Source organism: Flavobacterium gyeonganense (assembly GCF_029625295.1).
Classification (GTDB): domain Bacteria; phylum Bacteroidota; class Bacteroidia; order Flavobacteriales; family Flavobacteriaceae; genus Flavobacterium; species Flavobacterium gyeonganense.
Window position 1 is genome coordinate 1,354,434 of the sequence record NZ_CP121112.1, and the last position, 17,458, is coordinate 1,371,891.

20 protein-coding genes and 1 pseudogene are annotated in these 17,458 nt (G+C 34.7%); 4 read left to right on the plus strand and 17 right to left on the minus strand.

What is annotated here, in order from left to right:
• From rplX to rpsL, 16 genes and pseudogenes are all read right to left on the minus strand, one after another.
• Entirely contained in the window at nucleotides 1-315 is a 315-nt protein-coding gene (rplX, locus tag P5P89_RS05945; RefSeq protein ID WP_007803650.1) for a 50S ribosomal protein L24, read from the minus strand.
• An 11-nt stretch (nucleotides 316-326) separates the two neighbouring features.
• A complete protein-coding gene (gene rplN / locus P5P89_RS05950; RefSeq protein ID WP_007803649.1) occupies nucleotides 327-695 on the minus strand; it encodes a 50S ribosomal protein L14 in 369 nt (122 codons plus the stop codon).
• Nucleotides 696-697: 2 nt separating this feature from the next.
• The gene (rpsQ, locus tag P5P89_RS05955; RefSeq protein ID WP_007803646.1) at nucleotides 698-958 is read right to left on the minus strand and encodes a 30S ribosomal protein S17; all 261 of its coding nucleotides are present in this window, start codon (nucleotides 956-958) and stop codon (nucleotides 698-700) included.
• A 17-nt stretch (nucleotides 959-975) separates the two neighbouring features.
• Entirely contained in the window at nucleotides 976-1,167 is a 192-nt protein-coding gene (rpmC, locus tag P5P89_RS05960; protein ID WP_008464297.1) for a 50S ribosomal protein L29, read from the minus strand.
• 12 nt (nucleotides 1,168-1,179) lie between these two features.
• Nucleotides 1,180-1,605 (minus strand): 50S ribosomal protein L16, encoded by a 426-nt coding sequence (gene rplP / locus P5P89_RS05965; protein ID WP_017495016.1) that lies wholly within the window; start codon nucleotides 1,603-1,605, stop codon nucleotides 1,180-1,182.
• A 19-nt stretch (nucleotides 1,606-1,624) separates the two neighbouring features.
• Nucleotides 1,625-2,386, minus strand: a complete 762-nt coding sequence (gene rpsC, locus P5P89_RS05970; protein ID WP_007803635.1) for a 30S ribosomal protein S3 — start codon at nucleotides 2,384-2,386, stop codon at nucleotides 1,625-1,627.
• 5 nt (nucleotides 2,387-2,391) lie between these two features.
• Nucleotides 2,392-2,805, minus strand: a complete 414-nt coding sequence (rplV, locus tag P5P89_RS05975; RefSeq protein WP_007803631.1) for a 50S ribosomal protein L22 — start codon at nucleotides 2,803-2,805, stop codon at nucleotides 2,392-2,394.
• Nucleotides 2,806-2,811: 6 nt separating this feature from the next.
• The gene (gene rpsS / locus P5P89_RS05980) at nucleotides 2,812-3,090 is read right to left on the minus strand and encodes a 30S ribosomal protein S19 (RefSeq protein ID WP_012022488.1); all 279 of its coding nucleotides are present in this window, start codon (nucleotides 3,088-3,090) and stop codon (nucleotides 2,812-2,814) included.
• A gap of 6 nt (nucleotides 3,091-3,096) precedes the next feature.
• Nucleotides 3,097-3,921, minus strand: a complete 825-nt coding sequence (gene rplB / locus P5P89_RS05985; protein WP_008464287.1) for a 50S ribosomal protein L2 — start codon at nucleotides 3,919-3,921, stop codon at nucleotides 3,097-3,099.
• 9 nt (nucleotides 3,922-3,930) lie between these two features.
• Nucleotides 3,931-4,221 (minus strand): 50S ribosomal protein L23, encoded by a 291-nt coding sequence (gene rplW, locus P5P89_RS05990; RefSeq protein ID WP_012022489.1) that lies wholly within the window; start codon nucleotides 4,219-4,221, stop codon nucleotides 3,931-3,933.
• A 7-nt stretch (nucleotides 4,222-4,228) separates the two neighbouring features.
• Nucleotides 4,229-4,858 (minus strand): 50S ribosomal protein L4, encoded by a 630-nt coding sequence (rplD, locus tag P5P89_RS05995; RefSeq protein WP_163393987.1) that lies wholly within the window; start codon nucleotides 4,856-4,858, stop codon nucleotides 4,229-4,231.
• Entirely contained in the window at nucleotides 4,858-5,475 is a 618-nt protein-coding gene (gene rplC / locus P5P89_RS06000; protein WP_057124294.1) for a 50S ribosomal protein L3, read from the minus strand. Before rplC ends, rplD begins: the two co-directional genes overlap by 1 nt.
• Before the next feature lie 402 nt (nucleotides 5,476-5,877).
• A complete protein-coding gene (gene rpsJ / locus P5P89_RS06005; RefSeq protein ID WP_007803605.1) occupies nucleotides 5,878-6,183 on the minus strand; it encodes a 30S ribosomal protein S10 in 306 nt (101 codons plus the stop codon).
• Between the two features lie 10 nt (nucleotides 6,184-6,193).
• Nucleotides 6,194-8,350, minus strand: coding sequence for an elongation factor G (fusA, locus tag P5P89_RS06010; RefSeq protein WP_113676540.1), 2,157 nt, complete (start codon nucleotides 8,348-8,350; stop codon nucleotides 6,194-6,196).
• A 94-nt stretch (nucleotides 8,351-8,444) separates the two neighbouring features.
• Nucleotides 8,445-8,838: pseudogene (locus P5P89_RS06015) on the minus strand (uS7 family ribosomal protein); the annotation flags it as partial.
• The gene (gene rpsL, locus P5P89_RS06020; RefSeq protein WP_278011144.1) at nucleotides 8,786-9,244 is read right to left on the minus strand and encodes a 30S ribosomal protein S12; all 459 of its coding nucleotides are present in this window, start codon (nucleotides 9,242-9,244) and stop codon (nucleotides 8,786-8,788) included. The gene rpsL and the pseudogene P5P89_RS06015, both read right to left, overlap by 53 nt.
• 441 nt (nucleotides 9,245-9,685) lie before the next feature.
• Between rpsL and P5P89_RS06025 the strand changes: the two genes are divergently transcribed.
• The 4 genes from P5P89_RS06025 to rlmB all read left to right on the plus strand — a co-directional run bounded on the left by P5P89_RS06025 (nucleotide 9,686) and on the right by rlmB (nucleotide 16,521).
• On the plus strand, nucleotides 9,686-11,128 hold the full coding sequence (locus P5P89_RS06025) for a BamA/TamA family outer membrane protein (RefSeq protein WP_278011145.1): 1,443 nt from the start codon (nucleotides 9,686-9,688) through the stop codon (nucleotides 11,126-11,128).
• Nucleotides 11,129-11,210: 82 nt separating this feature from the next.
• Nucleotides 11,211-14,270: a SusC/RagA family TonB-linked outer membrane protein gene (locus P5P89_RS06030; protein WP_278011146.1), complete on the plus strand. Its 3,060-nt coding sequence runs from the start codon at nucleotides 11,211-11,213 to the stop codon at nucleotides 14,268-14,270.
• Nucleotides 14,271-14,286: 16 nt separating this feature from the next.
• Nucleotides 14,287-15,696 carry a SusD/RagB family nutrient-binding outer membrane lipoprotein gene (locus P5P89_RS06035; RefSeq protein ID WP_278011147.1) on the plus strand — a complete coding sequence of 470 codons (1,410 nt, stop codon included), beginning with the start codon at nucleotides 14,287-14,289 and terminating at the stop codon, nucleotides 15,694-15,696.
• A gap of 90 nt (nucleotides 15,697-15,786) precedes the next feature.
• Complete coding sequence (gene rlmB / locus P5P89_RS06040) at nucleotides 15,787-16,521, plus strand: 23S rRNA (guanosine(2251)-2'-O)-methyltransferase RlmB (RefSeq protein WP_278011148.1); 735 nt, start codon at nucleotides 15,787-15,789, stop codon at nucleotides 16,519-16,521.
• 70 nt (nucleotides 16,522-16,591) lie between these two features.
• Here rlmB and P5P89_RS06045 read toward each other — a convergent pair whose 3' ends face one another.
• On the minus strand, nucleotides 16,592-17,353 hold the full coding sequence (locus P5P89_RS06045; protein ID WP_278011149.1) for a rhomboid family intramembrane serine protease: 762 nt from the start codon (nucleotides 17,351-17,353) through the stop codon (nucleotides 16,592-16,594).
• Between the last annotated feature and the right edge of the window lie 105 nt (nucleotides 17,354-17,458).

Below are 17,458 nucleotides of genomic sequence, written 5' to 3' on the forward strand. Positions count from 1 at the left end.
CTATAGTACTTGATTAGATTTTTTTGAAAATCTTACTTTCTTATCTCCTTCTACTCTAATACCTACTCTAGTTGTTTCCTTAGTTTTAGGATCAATTAGAGAAATGTTAGAAATTTGAATAGAAGCCTCTTTCTTAACGATACCACCTTGAGGGTTTTTAGCACTTGGTTTTGTATGTTTCGAAACCATGTTTACACCTTCAACTATCGCTTTATTTTTCTCACGGTAAACACGCAAAACTTTACCTTCAGCACCTTTATGGTCTCCTGCAATAACTCTTACGATATCTCCTGATTTAATTTTTAGCTTTATCATCTTAAAACGAATTAAAGCACTTCTGGTGCTAATGATACAATTTTCATGAATTGTTTTTCACGAAGTTCTCTTGCTACCGGACCAAAAACACGAGTTCCTCTCATTTCACCTGCAGCATTCAAAAGAACACATGCATTATCATCGAAACGGATATAAGAACCATCAGCTCTTCTCACTTCTTTTTTGGTACGTACAACAACTGCAGTTGAAACAGCTCCTTTTTTAACGTTACCGTTAGGAGTTGCATCTTTAATAGATACTACAATCTTGTCACCAACAGAGGCATACCTTCTTTTGGTACCTCCTAAAACACGGATAGTTAAAACTTCTTTTGCACCCGTATTATCTGCTACTTTTAGTCTTGATTCCTGTTGTACCATAATTATTTAGCTCTTTCTAAGATTTCAACTAATCTCCAACATTTTGTTTTACTTAAAGGACGCGTTTCGCTAATTCTTACAGTATCTCCAATGTTACAGTCGTTTGTTTCGTCGTGTGCAACATATTTTTTAGTTTTCAACACGAACTTACCGTATAATGGGTGTTTTACTTTTCTTACTTCTGCAATAACAATAGACTTGTCCATTTTATTTGAAGTAACAACACCAATTCTTTCTTTTCTTAAATTTCTTTTTTCTTCCATCTTTCAGCAGAATACAATTATTGTAACTCTCTTTTAGTTAACTCAGTAGCTAATCTAGCAACCGTTCTTCTTACACTTCTGATTTGAAGTGGGTTTGCAATTGGAGAAATAGCATGAGCCATTTTTAGGTCAGCATATACTTTCTTAGTTTGACTAAGCTTTTCTTGCAACTCCGCTGCAGAAAGATCTTTTATTTCTGATTGTTTCATAATAAATATAAATTATGCTTCGAAATCTCTAGCAACGACGAATTTAGTTTTTACTGGAAGTTTCTGAGCTGCAAGACGTAAAGCCTCTTTTGCAACTGATAATGGAACTCCTCCAACTTCAAACATAATTCTTCCTGGTTTAACAACAGCAGCCCAATACTCAACTGCTCCTTTACCTTTACCCATACGTACTTCAAGAGGCTTCTTAGTGATAGGTTTGTCTGGAAATATTTTAATCCATAATTGTCCCTCTCTCTTCATATAACGAGTTGCAGCGATACGCGCAGCTTCTATTTGACGAGAAGTTAAGAACATTCCATCTTCATGTACAGATTTAATACCAAACATTCCATTAGAAAGTTCATGCCCTCTTTGAGAGTTACCTTTCATCTTACCTTTTTGTACCTTACGGTATTTTGTTCTTTTAGGCTGTAACATTTTTCTTTAGTTTAAAAATTTACTTTCTTTTACGAGCGTCTGGTTTACCACCTTTATTAAAGGGTTTTCTGTCTCCTCTTGGAGAATCACCACCTTTACCACCACCAGTTCCAGATTGCTTTTTATCCATTCCTGCAAGTGGAGAAAGATCTCTCTTTCCATAAACTTCACCTTTCATGATCCATACTTTGATACCCATCCTACCGTAAGTAGTGTGAGCTTCAGCCAAAGCATAATCAATATCAGCTCTGAAAGTTGATAGAGGAATTCTACCTTCTTTGAAACCTTCAGAACGTGCCATCTCAGCACCATTCAAACGACCAGAAATCAAAACTTTAATACCTTCAGCGTTCATACGCATAGAAGCAGCAATAGCCATTTTGATTGCACGTCTGTAAGAAATACGGCTTTCGATTTGACGAGCGATGCTTGTCGCCACAAGATAAGCATCTAACTCAGGTCTTTTAATTTCAAAGATGTTAATTTGAACCTCTTTATCAGTAACTTTCTTAAGTTCCTCTTTTAACTTGTCTACCTCTTGCCCACCTTTTCCGATAATAATACCAGGTCTAGCAGTAGTGATAGTAACGGTTACAAGCTTTAAAGTTCTCTCGATGATTACTTTAGATACACTAGCTTTTGATAAACGAGCGTGGATATACTTTCTGATTTTGTGATCTTCGGCAAGTTTATCACCGTAATCATTTCCACCATACCAGTTTGAGTCCCATCCTCTGATGATACCAAGTCTATTTCCAATTGGATTTGTCTTTTGTCCCATGCTGCTTAAGAATTGCTTTGTGTGTTATTGATAGCTCCAAGCACGATTGTTACGTGATTAGAACGTTTTCTTATTCTGTGTGCACGACCTTGTGGAGCTGGACGAAGTCTTTTTAACATCATTCCACCATCTACTCTGATCTCTTTAACAAATAATCCAGCTTCTTCTAAATTACCTTCACTATTTTTTTGCTCCCAGTTGTTGATTGCAGATAATAATAGTTTTTCTAATTTTCTTGAAGCTTCTTTAGAACTGAATCTTAAAATGTTAAGTGCTCTTTCTACCTTCTGACCTCTTACCAAGTCCGCTACTAAGCGCATTTTTCTAGGTGAAGTAGGGCAGTTATTCAATTTTGCGAAAGCGATAGACTTATTAGCCTCTTTTCTCGCATCTGCTGTTTCTCTTTTACGAACTCCCATTGCTTCTTATTTTTTACCTTTATTTTTTGCTCCAGCATGACCTCTAAAAGATCTAGTTGGTGAAAACTCTCCTAATTTGTGACCTACCATGTTTTCTGTTACGTAAACTGGTACAAATTGACGACCGTTATGAACTGCAATAGTTTGGCCAACGAAATCCGGAGTAATCATAGAAGCTCTAGACCAAGTCTTAACTACACTATTTTTACCACTTTCTACGTTTTCCTGAACTTTTTTGTCTAATTTATAATGAACGAAAGGTCCTTTTTTTAATGAACGTGCCATATCTTATTATTTCTTTCTACGTTCTACGATATACTTGTTACTCGGGTTTTTCTTAGAACGAGTTCTGTAACCTTTAGCTGGCAATCCGTTTCTTGAACGTGGATGCCCTCCAGATGAACGTCCTTCACCACCTCCCATAGGGTGATCAACAGGGTTCATTGCTACTGGTCTAGTTCTAGGTCTTCTTCCTAACCATCTTGTTCTACCTGCTTTTCCAGATACAACTAATTGGTGATCAGAATTAGAAACAGCTCCAATTGTAGCCGAACAAGTCAACAAGATTAATCTTGTCTCCCCAGATGGCATTTTAATTGTTGCATATTTCCCGTCTCTTGCCATTAACTGAGCAAAAGTTCCAGCTGAACGAGCAATAACAGCTCCTTGTCCTGGACGTAACTCAATACAAGATATAACAGTTCCAAGAGGAATTCTGCTTAAAGGTAAAGTATTACCAATCTCAGGTTGAGATTCTGGACCAGAAACTAATTTCTGACCAACTTTTAATCCATTCTGAGCGATAATATAAGTTTTCTCTCCATCAGCATAAGCTAATAAAGCGATAAATGCAGTACGATTTGGATCGTATTCGATTGATTTCACAGTAGCCGGAATTCCGTCTTTAGTTCTTTTGAAATCAATAATACGATATCTCTGCTTGTGACCACCACCCGTATAACGCATGGTCATCTTTCCTTGACTATTTCTACCTCCAGAGTTTTTTATCGGCGCTATCAAAGAGCGTTCCGGCTTATCAGTTGTAATGGCGTCATAACCATTCACAACTCTAAATCGCTGACCTGGGGTAATAGGTTTTAATTTTCTTACTGACATTTTTCTATCTTAGATATTGTTGTAAAAATCAATTGTTTCTCCTTCTTGTACTTGAACAATAGCTTTTTTAATTGCATTTGTCTTTCCACTGATTAAACCACTTTTAGTGTATTTAGTAGATCTGTCCGGTCTCACATTCATTGTGTTAACCGAAACAATAGTTACACCATAAGCAGCTTCTACAGCTTTCTTAATTTGCACTTTGTTTGCTTTCTTGTCAACAACGAATCCGAAGCGGTTTAGAACTTCACTTTCTTTGGTTACTTTTTCCGTCACTATAGGTCTGATAATGATGCTCATATTCCTATTATTTACTTAAATTTTCTTCAATTAACTCTAAAGAACCTTCCAAAAGCACTAAATTATTAGCGTTTAATATTGCGTAAGTGCTTAATTCTGAGCTAGTTACGACGTTTGAAGCTTTCAAATTACGTGACGACAAATATACATTTTTATTTGACTCACCCAATACAAATAGAGATTTTTTATTTTCTAACCCTAAAGCTTTCAAAACGTTAATGAAATTTTTAGTGTTTGGCACATCAAAATTAAAGTCCTCAAGAACAATAACATTTGACTCTTTTGCTTTGATTGAGAAAGCAGATTTTCTTGCCAATCTTTTCAATCCTTTATTCAATTTAAATGAATAACTTCTTGGTCTTGGCCCAAAAACTGTTCCCCCACCTTTAAACAAAGGATTCTTAACACTTCCTGCACGAGCAGTACCTGTTCCTTTTTGTTTTTTAATCTTACGCGTACTACCAGTTACCTCTGCTCTTTCTTTAGCTTTATGAGTACCTTGTCTTTGATTAGCAAGATATTGCTTAACATCAAGATATACTGCATGATTGTTTGGTTCAATTGCGAATACTGAATCAGAAAGTTGAACTTTTCTTCCAGTATCTTTTCCGTTGAAATCTAATACTTTTACTTCCATTACTTCTGAATGATTACGTAAGAGTTTTTGTGCCCAGGAATACATCCTTTAACAACAAGTAGGTTCTTTTCAGCAACTACTTTTAAAACTCTAAGGTTTTGTACTTTTACATTATCTCCACCCATTCTTCCAGCCATACGCATTCCTTTGAATACTCTAGATGGATAAGAAGAAGCTCCTACAGAACCTGGCGCTCTTAAACGGTTGTGCTGACCATGAGTAGCCTGTCCAACCCCACCAAAACCGTGACGTTTTACAACACCTTGGAAACCTTTACCTTTAGACACACCTTGCACGTCTACAAATTCTCCTTCTTCAAAAATAGAAACATCAATAAGATCTCCTAATTTTTGTTCAGTTGCGAAATCTTGGAATTCAACGACTTTTTTCTTAGCAACAGTTCCAGCTTTTTTAAAGTGCCCTAAAGCAGCTTTAGTAGAATGTTTCTCGTTTTTGTCATCGAAACCAAGTTGCAACGCTTCATACCCGTCAACACCTTTGGTTCTGACTTGGGTAACAACACACGGCCCAGCCTCGATTACTGTACAAGGAATGTTTTTCCCGTTTTCGTCGAAAATACTAGTCATGCCGATTTTTTTACCAATTAACCCAGACATAAATATTAATTATTAATTACTAAAATTCCCTTCAATTTAAAAATAACAGAAATTTCCAAACAGGGAGTGCAAAAGTAGATATTAAAATTGAATATACCAAACAGTTACAAAAATTAAATCGCTCATAATCAAAATCCAAGCTCAAAACTAAACTCAAAAACCCACTTGCACATCCTAAATCTTAAATCATTTTTCCCACATCATAACCAACCAACACACAACAATTAATTAACAAACAGCAATAAAAAACATCCGCAGCACTTTAAAACAAAGGGGGTTAGAAAAATTCGCAGAAAAAAATATTAAAAAAAACACTCAAAATACAACAAAGAATCATTAAATAAAAATAAAAAAAAGCGAGTCATTTCTGACTCGCTTTTGATATAAAAAAATATAAAAAAATTATACTTTTATCTCAACTTCAACACCACTTGGCAATTCAAGTTTCATTAAAGCATCAATAGTTTTAGATGAAGATGAATAAATATCAATCAATCTCTTGTATGACATTACTTCAAATTGCTCTCTCGCTTTTTTGTTAACATGCGGAGAACGCAATACAGTGAAAAGTTTTTTGTGAGTTGGCAACGGAATTGGACCTGTTACAACTGCTCCAGTAGTTTTTACTGTTTTTACAATCTTTTCAGCAGATTTATCTACCAACATGTGATCGTAAGATTTTAGTTTTATTCTGATTTTTTGACTCATTTTCTTAAAATTAAGCGTTACCTTTTGCTTTTTTGATTACCTCTTCTGAAATATTAGAAGGTGTTTCTGCATAGTGAGAAAACTCCATTGTTGAAGTTGCTCTACCAGAAGATAATGTTCTTAATGTAGTTACATAACCAAACATTTCTGATAAAGGCACATCAGCTTTAATAGTTTTAGCACCATTTCTATCACCCATGTCATTAACCTGACCTCTACGACGGTTCAAGTCACCTACGATATCACCCATGTTTTCTTCAGGAGTAATAACTTCGATTTTCATGATTGGCTCAAGAATAACAGCTCCAGCAGCACGTCCAGATTCTTTATAACCCATTCTAGCAGCTAATTCAAAAGAAAGAGCATCAGAATCCACAGGGTGGAAAGATCCGTCTAATAAAGTTACTTTTAAACTATCAACAGCATATCCAGCTAATGGACCTGTTTTCATAGCTTCACGGAAACCTTTTTCAACAGCAGGGATATATTCTTTAGGAACGTTACCACCTTTTACTTCATTAACAAACTGCAATCCAACAGGAACTTTACCATCAACTTCATCAGCAGGCTCGATTCTAAATACGATATCACCGAATTTACCACGACCTCCAGATTGTTTTTTGTAAGTTTCTCTATGTTGAGCAGATCTTGTAAACGCTTCTTTATATTCTACTTGAGGCTCACCTTGGTTCACTTCAACTTTAAATTCACGTTTCATACGGTCAACCAAGATATCTAAGTGAAGCTCACCCATACCCGAAATAATAGTCTGGCCTGAAGCCTCATCTGTTCTAACTGTAAATGTAGGATCCTCTTCAGCTAATTTAGCCAAAGCCATACCCATCTTATCAACGTCAGCTTTAGTTTTTGGCTCGATAGCGATACCAATTACTGGCTCTGGGAATTTCATAGACTCCAAGATAATTGGATTCTTTTCATCACATAGAGTATCTCCAGTTTTAATATCTTTAAATCCTACAGCAGCTCCAATATCTCCAGCCTCAATATATTCGATTGGATTTTGTTTGTTAGCGTGCATTTGGTAAATACGAGAGATTCTCTCTTTGTTACCAGAACGAGTATTTAAAACATAAGAACCAGCATCTAAACGTCCAGAGTAAGCACGGAAGAAAGCTAAACGACCTACGAATGGATCAGTAGCAATTTTAAATGCCAAAGCAGCGAACGGCTCTTTCACATCTGGCTTACGCAAGATTTTAGTTTGATCTTCTTCTAATAATTCAGCATCATCAGGATGAATTCCTTCGATACCTTCTTTATCCAATGGAGATGGTAAATATTTACAAACTGCATCTAACATGAACTGAACTCCTTTGTTTTTGAAAGAAGAACCAGCAAGCATAGGAATGATTGCCATATCGATAGTTGCAGCTCTTAAAGCATTGTTGATTTCCTCCTCTGTAATAGAGTTCTCATCTTCCATGTATTTATCTAAAAGATTCTCATCATAAGTAGCGATCTCTTCGATAAGGATAGAACGGTAGTGCTTAACATCATCAACCATATCAGCTGGGATATCAACGATATCAAAAGTAGCTCCTTGTGTCTCATCATGCCATACAATAGCTTGATTTTTCACTAAATCAACAATACCTTTAAAATCCGCTTCATCACCAATAGGTAAAGTAATTGCAACCGCATTCGATTTCAACATATCTTTAACCTGTCCGCATACAGCTAAAAAATTAGCACCTTGACGGTCCATTTTGTTTACAAATCCCATACGAGGAACTCTATACTGATCTGCAAGTCTCCAGTTAGTTTCCGACTGAGGCTCAACACCATCAACAGCACTAAACAAGAAAACCAAACCATCAAGTACTCGTAAAGAACGGTTTACCTCTACAGTAAAGTCAACGTGCCCAGGAGTATCAATAATATTAAAATGGTAAGGCAATGATTCTGGAAGAACTTTACCTTGCTCTGTTGGAAAATTCCAAGTACAAGTTGTAGCAGCAGAAGTAATTGTAATACCTCTTTCCTGCTCTTGTGCCATCCAGTCCATTGTAGCAGCACCATCATGCACCTCACCAATTTTGTGTGATTTTCCAGTATAAAAAAGAATACGCTCAGTTGTTGTTGTTTTACCAGCATCAATGTGAGCAGCGATTCCGATATTTCTTGTATATTTTAAATCTCTAGCCATTTCTTACGAATTAAAATCTAAAGTGAGAGAATGCTTTATTAGCCTCTGCCATTTTGTGAGTATCCATTCTTTTCTTAACCGCAGCACCTTCTTCTTTAGCCGCAGCTAAACATTCTGACGCTAAACGTTGTGCCATAGATTTTTTCATTTCTTCTTCTTGAATAAAGTATTAACCACTTCATTGCCATAGAAATTTTTCTGTCTGGACGAATCTGCATTGGAATTTGGAATGTAGCTCCACCAACTCTACGGCTACGTACTTCTACGTGAGGCATAACGTTTGTTAAAGCATCTTTCCATATCTCTAATGAAGTCTTCTCATCATTTTGCTTTTTAGTTTCAATGATATCAATAGCATCATAAAATACTTTAAAAGCTGTAGATTTCTTACCATCCCACATTAAGTTGTTCACAAAACGTGTTACTAATTGGTCGTTAAACCTTGGATCCGGTAAAAGTGGTCTTTTCTTTGCCGCTCTTTTTCTCATGTCTTTTTCTTAAAAGTTTTAAATTACTTTTTGCTTCTTTTGGGCGTTTAGCACCGTACTTAGATCTTCTTTGCGTTCTTCCTGCAACACCTGACGTATCAAGCGCTCCACGAACGATGTGATATCTAACACCTGGTAAATCTTTTACCCTTCCACCTCGCACTAATACTATCGAGTGCTCTTGTAGATTATGTCCTTCTCCTGGGATGTAAGCATTCACCTCATTACCATTTGTCAAACGTACACGCGCAACTTTACGCATTGCAGAGTTTGGTTTTTTTGGTGTAGTAGTGTAAACACGCGTACAAACCCCTCTTCTTTGAGGACAAGAATCTAAAGCAACCGATTTACTCTTCTTAGTGATCTGAGTTCTTCCTGTTCTTACTAATTGTTGAATTGTTGGCATAATTAATACTAAAAATTAATATGATATTAAATTCCCGCTTTTTACGGGGTTGCAAATGTATAAAATAAATTCCACTATACAAATGTTAAATCATTAATTTTCAATAACATTATTTAATCTTATGTTTTTCAAAACAATCTATAGATATTTGCAAACCTTTAACTAATGAACTAATTGCTTTTGAAACAGTTATTCCAAATATTTCTTTTTTGCTTTATAAGCTTTTCCAATTATGCACAAAATTTCAGCTTAAAAATCAAAGGCACAAATGATGCAGAAAACACCATTATAGATTCCTTGAACTATATCAAAACACACCCAAATGTAAAATCTGCTACTAATGAAGCTATTATTGTTGTAGAAAAACTTACTAAAAAAGGTTATTTAGACATAAAAACACTTGAAAACACTAAAATAAATGACTCAATTTACACCTATAAATTGTCGCTTGGAAAGAAAACAAAATACACCTATATATATATAGGTATAAATAATTCATTTTTCAATCCTTCAGAAACAAAAAATGATACAGTAATAATTCCTTACGAAGAGACCGAAAACTATATAAATCAAAAAATTATTGAAGCAGAAAAACAAGGATTTCCTTTAAGCAAGATAAAATTAAGAAACATCCGAAGAAAGAATTCAATAATTTATGCCGACTTAAATTTTAATTTGGAAAAAAAACGCAATGTAAATTCCATTATTACAAATTACATAAATAACAATCGAAAGGATTTTTTTCCAAAAGGACATCTCAAGCAACTTAACAAAAAATACATCAACAAAACTTTTAATCAAAACACCATCAAAGAACTTCATAACGATATAAATAATTTTGGCTTTATAGAACAATCAAAATATCCCGAAATATTATTCACAAAAGATTCAACCAAAGTTTACATTTATCTTGAAAAAAGAAAAGCAAACACATTTGATGGTTATATTGGATTTTCAAATGATGAAAACAAAAAAATAAACCTAAACGGATATCTAGATATTACTTTAGAAAACACTCTTCTTGCCGGTGAAAAATTTTCATTATACTGGAAAAGCGATGGAAACCAACAAAAAACATTCAATACAAAATTAGAAATACCATACATTTTCAAATCGCCTCTTGGAATCAAAGCACAGCTAAACATATTCAAACAAGACAGTACTTTCCAAAACACAAAAACAGGAATTGATTTAGGGTATTATATAAATTATAACTCAAAATTTTACATTGGTTACCAATCTACAGAATCCAGCGATATTCAAAACACAAACAACACAATAGTTAGTGATTTCAAAAATTCTTTTACAACTTCAACCTTCGATTACACAAAAACAGACCCTCTTAATAATTTGTTATCAAAAAAAGCAAATGTTAACTTAATTTTTGGTTTTGGAAAAAGAAACACAAATAACCAACTTGAAACAGTGGTCAGCAGCAGGCAGTTTTACACAAATTTAAACTTCTCATACAATTTTGAGCTCAATCAAAAGAACTTCATTAACATAAATTCACAAAATTTTTATCTTTCAAGCAAAAACTATTTAGTAAACGAACTCTATCGATTTGGTGGAATAAATTCAATTAGAGGTTTTTTAGAAAATAGTCTCCAGGCAAATTTATTCTCTTCGATTCTCACAGAATACAGATACCTAGTCTCAAAAAATTTATATGTAAATTCAATTCTTGATTATGCGATATATCAAGACTTAACAAGAAGTGAGGACAAAACCAAAATTGATAAACTAACCGGAATTGGAATCGGAACATCTATTCAAACTACAAATGGACTACTAAAGATTAACCTTACAAACAATATTTCAAATGATCAAAATTTAAAATTATATAACACTATCATAAACATATGTTATAATGTTAAATTTTGATATTTACTAAAAAAAAAAATATTTATTAGGATAGTTAACAAATTATTAAGAGTTTTGCGATACTAATTCAAAATATTTAAAAATGAAACTAAAGTTCAATGGATTTTTAGTGCTTTTACTGGCACTAGTTGCGCAAATCACATTTGCACAAGAGAGAGCTGTTTCTGGAACAGTTTCTGACAATTCAGGCATGCCTTTACCGGGTGTGAGTGTATTAGTTAAAGGAACCAAAGCAGGAACACAAACAGATTTTGATGGTAAATTCACTATCAAAGCAGCACCAAGCCAGGTTTTGGTATTTAGCTACATTGGGATGAAAAGCCAGGAAGTAGCTGCTAGTTCGACATCTATTAACGTAAAATTAAAAGATGACTCAGTTGAACTGGAAGGTGTGGTTGTAACCGCATTGGGCATAAAAAAAGAAGAGAAAAAACTTGGATACGCAGTATCTAAAGTAACTTCAGATGAAATTACAAAATCTGGAGAGCAAAACGTGCTTCAGGCATTAGCTGGAAAAGCTGCTGGTGTTCAAATCATAGGATCAGGCGGAACCCCGGGTGCTTCTAGTAAAATCATTATTAGAGGCGCTAATACAATTACCGGTACTACAGACCCTTTAATCGTTGTAGACGGTATTCCTATAGATAATACTACAACACAAACTACAGCTGGAGACAATCCTTTTAATGCAAATTTATCCGGTATCAACAACTCCAATAGAGCCTTAGATATCAATCCAAATGATGTAGAAAGTGTTACTATCCTTAAAGGACCGGCCGCTGCTGCACTTTACGGAGCTAGAGCCGGAAATGGTGTTATTATCTACACAACAAAGAAAGGAAAAGCCGGCAAAGGATTAGGAATTGATTTCAATACCTCATTAGCAATTGACAGAGTGAGTCAGCTTCCAGCAAGGCAAAATAAATATATACAAGGCACTGTACCAACTATAACTGCTCCAGACCCAAATACTCCACAAAGCTGGGGTCCTACTGCTGCATCATTAGGTCTACCTACTTATGATAACATAGGTAATTTCTTTCAGGATGGCATAACCTTTACAAATAATATTTCTTTCTATGGAGGAGATAACAAAGCGACTTTCAGAGCATCATATGGAAATGTAACACAAACAGGTATGATTCCTGAAACTGGCTTAAAAAGAAACACTATCAGACTTGCAGGAGACTTGAAATTAAGTGAAAACTGGAAAGCCGGAGCAAGTATGCAATACACTCATACCACTAACACATTAGCACAAAATGGTAGTAACACCTCTGGTGTTATGTTAAGTTTGATGCGTTCTCCAATAAGCTATGATTTAAGAAACTACAAAGATGGATTTGGCAACAATACTAACTACTTTGCAGCATATGACAACCCATACTTTACTGTAAATGAAAACCCTGCTACAAGCGATGTTAATCGTGTATTAGGTAACATTTTCTTAACTTATAATCATGCTGAATGGTTATCTTTAACTGCCAAAGCTGGTATTGATACTTATTCTGATGCCCGTAAACAAATTTATGCAGTCTCATCAAATGGAGATAGTTTAGGCGGAATTGGTGAAGTTGCTTTCAACAGCCTTACAAACAAAGACTATTATGGAGATTTAATTGCATCTGGTTTGATACCATTAAAATCAGACTGGTTAAAAATTAATTATACTGCAGGTCTTAACTTGCGTTCTACGCAATACTTAGACGTTTTCTCAAGAGGTAAAGGATTATCTGTAAGATATGTTTATAATTTAGCTAATGCAACTGAATTATACGCTTCTAATTACGAGGAAAATTCTATTTCAAGAGCTTTATTTGCTCAAGTAGATTTTGATATTAAGGATCAAATTTTCATAACGGGTACTGTAAGAAAAGAATGGTCATCCACATATGGAGATAATATAAAAAGCGCCATATTTCCTTCAGGAACTGCTGCATGGATTCTTTCAAACACTTTTGACTGGGCTAACTATGTAAAAGTAAGCTATGGTTACGGAGAAGTAGGTATTGCTCCAGCACCTTATCGCACAAAAAGTTATTATGGACAACCAAGTCTTACAGATGGTTTTACTGATGGATTAAGTTTTCCTTATGACGGAGTTAACGGTATGGCATTAGCAGGACGTTTAGGAAATCCAGACTTAAAACCAGAAAGAGTATTAGGTCATGATTTAGGCTTAAGTACAAAATTTTTCGATAATCGTTTAGCTGTAGATTTAAATTTTTATTACAAAACATCAAAAGATTTATTAATTGATGTCCCATTAGCGCAATCTTCAGGTTATTCTTCACAATATAGAAACGCTGCAGAATTAGTTAACAAAGGTATTGAACTTGAAATCGGCTATGATATTTTCGAAAAAAGCAAACCATTTCAGTGGAATATCAACTTAAACTGGGCTAAAAATGAAAACGAAGTTACAGACATCTCTGGTGGTTTAAGTGAAATTTCTGTAGAATCTGCTTTCTCTTCAATTGGATATTATGCTGTTGCTGGACAGCCTTTAGGTAGTTTTTATGGCACAAGATGGTTACGTGATGCGAATGGTCAAATTATTGTTGGTACAAATGGTTTAGCTAAATTAGATCCAGAAACTGGAAATTTAGGAAATTCAGCACCAAACTGGACAGGTGGTATTAGAAACACATTCACATACAAACGAGTTAGCTTATCAGCCTTATTAGATATCAGACATGGTGGCGTTGTTTACAATGGTACAGGAGCAAGATTAAACACAATTGGTGTTTCAGAAGGTTCTGCTGATAGAGAACGAACATACATCATCCCTGGTGTTAAAGAAGACGGAACTCCAAATAATATTGAAATATCTGCTAAAAGTTATTTTCAAAACTTCAAAGGAGATAGTAGTTTAGCTGCTGCTGAAGAAGCAACAACAGACGTTAATTGGGTTAGATTACGTGACGTAAGCCTTACTTATGATTTCAATGTAAAACAATTTCCATTTTTAAGTTCTGCACAATTATCAATCACGGGAAGAAACTTATGGTTAGACACCAACTACAAAGGAGTAGATCCTGAAACAAGTTTGACAGGAGCTGGTTCACGTATTAATGGTTTAGATTATTTCAATAATCCAGGAAGTAAATCTTTCATAATGGGTCTACGTGCAAGCTTCTAATTTAAATATAATAAAAATGAAAAAATATATAAAAAATATAATTCTTGCAGCGTTTAGCATTAGTATGCTAACTGGTTGCCAGACTGAGTTAGATGATTTCAACAATAATCCTAACGATCCTGACACAAGTAACCCTTCGTTGCTAGTAGCTGCAATGGAATTAAGTACATTTCAAACCCACACTAGTGGGATAATGAGAAATGCTGGTATTTTCACACAACACCTACAAGGCACAAACATAGGACAATTAGGAGCTGTAGGTCTTTATACAGTTACAGAAGGTGATGTAAATAATGAGTGGAATACCATCTATCAAACTACTTTGATGAATGGACATATTTTAAACCGAGATTTCGCCCTTAATTACCCATACTACAATGGAATTGGTCAAATATTAAGTGCAATAAACTTAGGCTACGTAACTGATATGTGGGGAGATGTTCCTTATGATGAAGCTTTCTTAGCTGCAGAAGGAAACAAAACACCAAAATACAATACGCAACAAGAAATCTATCAAAGAATTCAAACTCTATTAGATAAAGCTATTGTAAATTTATCTCAGCCTGAAGCAAGCAACGAAGAAGTACCTGATGATGATGATTTAATTTTTGGAGGAGATACTGAAAAATGGACTAAAGTTGCATATGTCTTAAAAGCAAGATATGCTTTAAGGTTAACTGCAGTTGATGCTAATGCAGCACAAAAAGCTCTAGACTATATTACGCAATCAGGAATGACATCTTCAGATGATGATGCAAATACTAAATTCCTTGGGGGTGCTAATTCATTTAATCAATGGTATGCCTATAATGTTCAACGTCGAAACTATATGAAAATGGGTAAATATTTTGTGGATTATTTAGTAACAAATAATGACCCGAGATTACCTTTCATGGTTGAAAAAAAATCTGGCGGTTATTCAGGAAATGCTCCTGAAGACGACAATACCACAACAACCTCTTACATAGGAGGTTATTTTACCCCACCAGCCCCAATTACACAAAAGGGCTTCGCTAATCCAGATTGGCAAATTGGAATAGTGACTTATGCGGAAGCAAAATTTATTGAAGCTGAGGCGAAAGCCAGATTAGGACAACCGGGTGTACAAACTGCATTGCAAGAAGCTGTAACTGCTTCTGTGACCAAAATTACTGGTGATGCGCCATCAGCTACCTTCTTAGCAAATGCAACTGCTACATTTGACATTGCTAATATTATACAACAAAAATATATTGCTTTATTCTTAACAATGGAGCCTTATAATGATTACAGAAGAACAGGTTTTCCTGCTTTGGTACCAAACCAAAATTCAGATACTAAAGTTATTCCTGTAAGACTGCCTACTCCATCTGATGAGAGACAATACAACCCTAATGCAACTGTGGTTAGTAATGTAACTACTAAAGTTTGGTGGGACGCTAACTAATTATTAGTTAAAACACAAAATAATACAAAACCACTCTGTCCATTCAGAGTGGTTTTTTTTTATATAAAACATTATACTTACATTTGCCCTATGGAAAAAGAACATCAAATATTTGGAATCAGAGCCATAATAGAAGCTATTCAGGCAGGAAAAGAAGTAGACAAAGTATTCATCCAAAAAGAAATTTCTGGTGAGTTAATGAAAGATTTAATGAAAGTGATGAAACGTGCTAACATTAATTTCTCTTATGTTCCTGTTGAAAAACTGAATCGCTTAACACCAAATAATCATCAGGGAGCTGTTGCTACTATATCCCCTATTGGATTTATAGAATTGGAGAATCTTGTTGAATCTACAATTGAATCAGGTTCGAAACCTTTGTTTTTAATATTAGACCAGATTTCTGATGCAAGAAATTTTGGTGCCATCATAAGAACAGCAGAGTGTACTGGTGTAAATGGAATTATTGTTCAAAAGGCAGGTTCAGCTCCTGTTAACGGGGATACAGTAAAAACTTCAGCTGGAGCTGTTTTTAATGTTCCTATCTGTAAGGTTGAACATATCAAAGATGCTATTTTTTATCTTCAGGGATCAGGAATTAAAACGGTTGCTGCCACTGAAAAAACGGATCAAAATATTTATGATGTTGACCTAAATGAAGCTATTGCAATTATCATGGGATCTGAAGACAGAGGAATAAATCCTTCTGTTCTTAAAATTGTGGATGAAAAAGCAAAACTTCCAATGTTCGGCTCTATTGGATCACTTAATGTTTCAGTAGCCTGTGGGGCATTTTTATACGAAACTGTTCGTCAAAGAAGTTAAAATAACAGTCTATAATAAAGACTAAAAAACACTTCTAATCGAAGTGTTTTTTTTTATGCTTAACTATCTACTAATTTGTTTTATCTTCTGATTTAGTTATGATATAATTTACCGAAACATCGGAATTGAAATAAGTAGAAATAATTTCAGGTTCTTCATCAGGTCTGTCTATATTGACAAAATTTCCGTTTTCATCAAAGTGTTTCATAAAGGGATCCTGATCGGGATCAAAATCAGGCCTTTGCCAATCATAGACAATGGGTTTTGCATACTCAGGAGTTTTATAGAATAATGTCATAGCGAATCCTGTTATAAAACCTGCCAAATGCCCCTCCCATGAAATATTTTGATCAACATCTGGAAAAACATACCAAATCATCCCGCCATATAATAAAATCACAGCAAATGACAATGCTACTAAACGATAATACCTAGTCTGGATGCCTTTAAAGAATATAAAGCTTACCAGAACATAAATCAGTCCACTAGCCCCAATGTGATAATTTTCACGGCCAATAAGCCAGGTAATTAAACCCGAAAATAAAATTCCGTAACCAATAACACCTAAAGATTGCTTCGGGTAAAAAAACTGTAAGGCAGGCAATAATACAATAAGCGGAATAGAGTTATTATAAAGATGATTTAAATTTTCATGAATAAACGGACTAAATAAAACACCCTGTAAGCCGGAGAAATCACGGGGGAATATTCCGTTTTGATAGAAGTCAAAATCAAACCGGATCTGGATCCAATAGATAATCCAAAGTAAAAGAACAAAAAATACCGGAAGACCAATAACAGCGGTAGAAAATTTAAAGTGGTTATCGTTCATGTTTTTATTGAGTTTAATAAATGATCATCAAAAAACTATCCAATTGCAATTTCCTGATAATTTGTCAGCAAAACAGAAATATCTCGATCTACAATTCATAGCCCT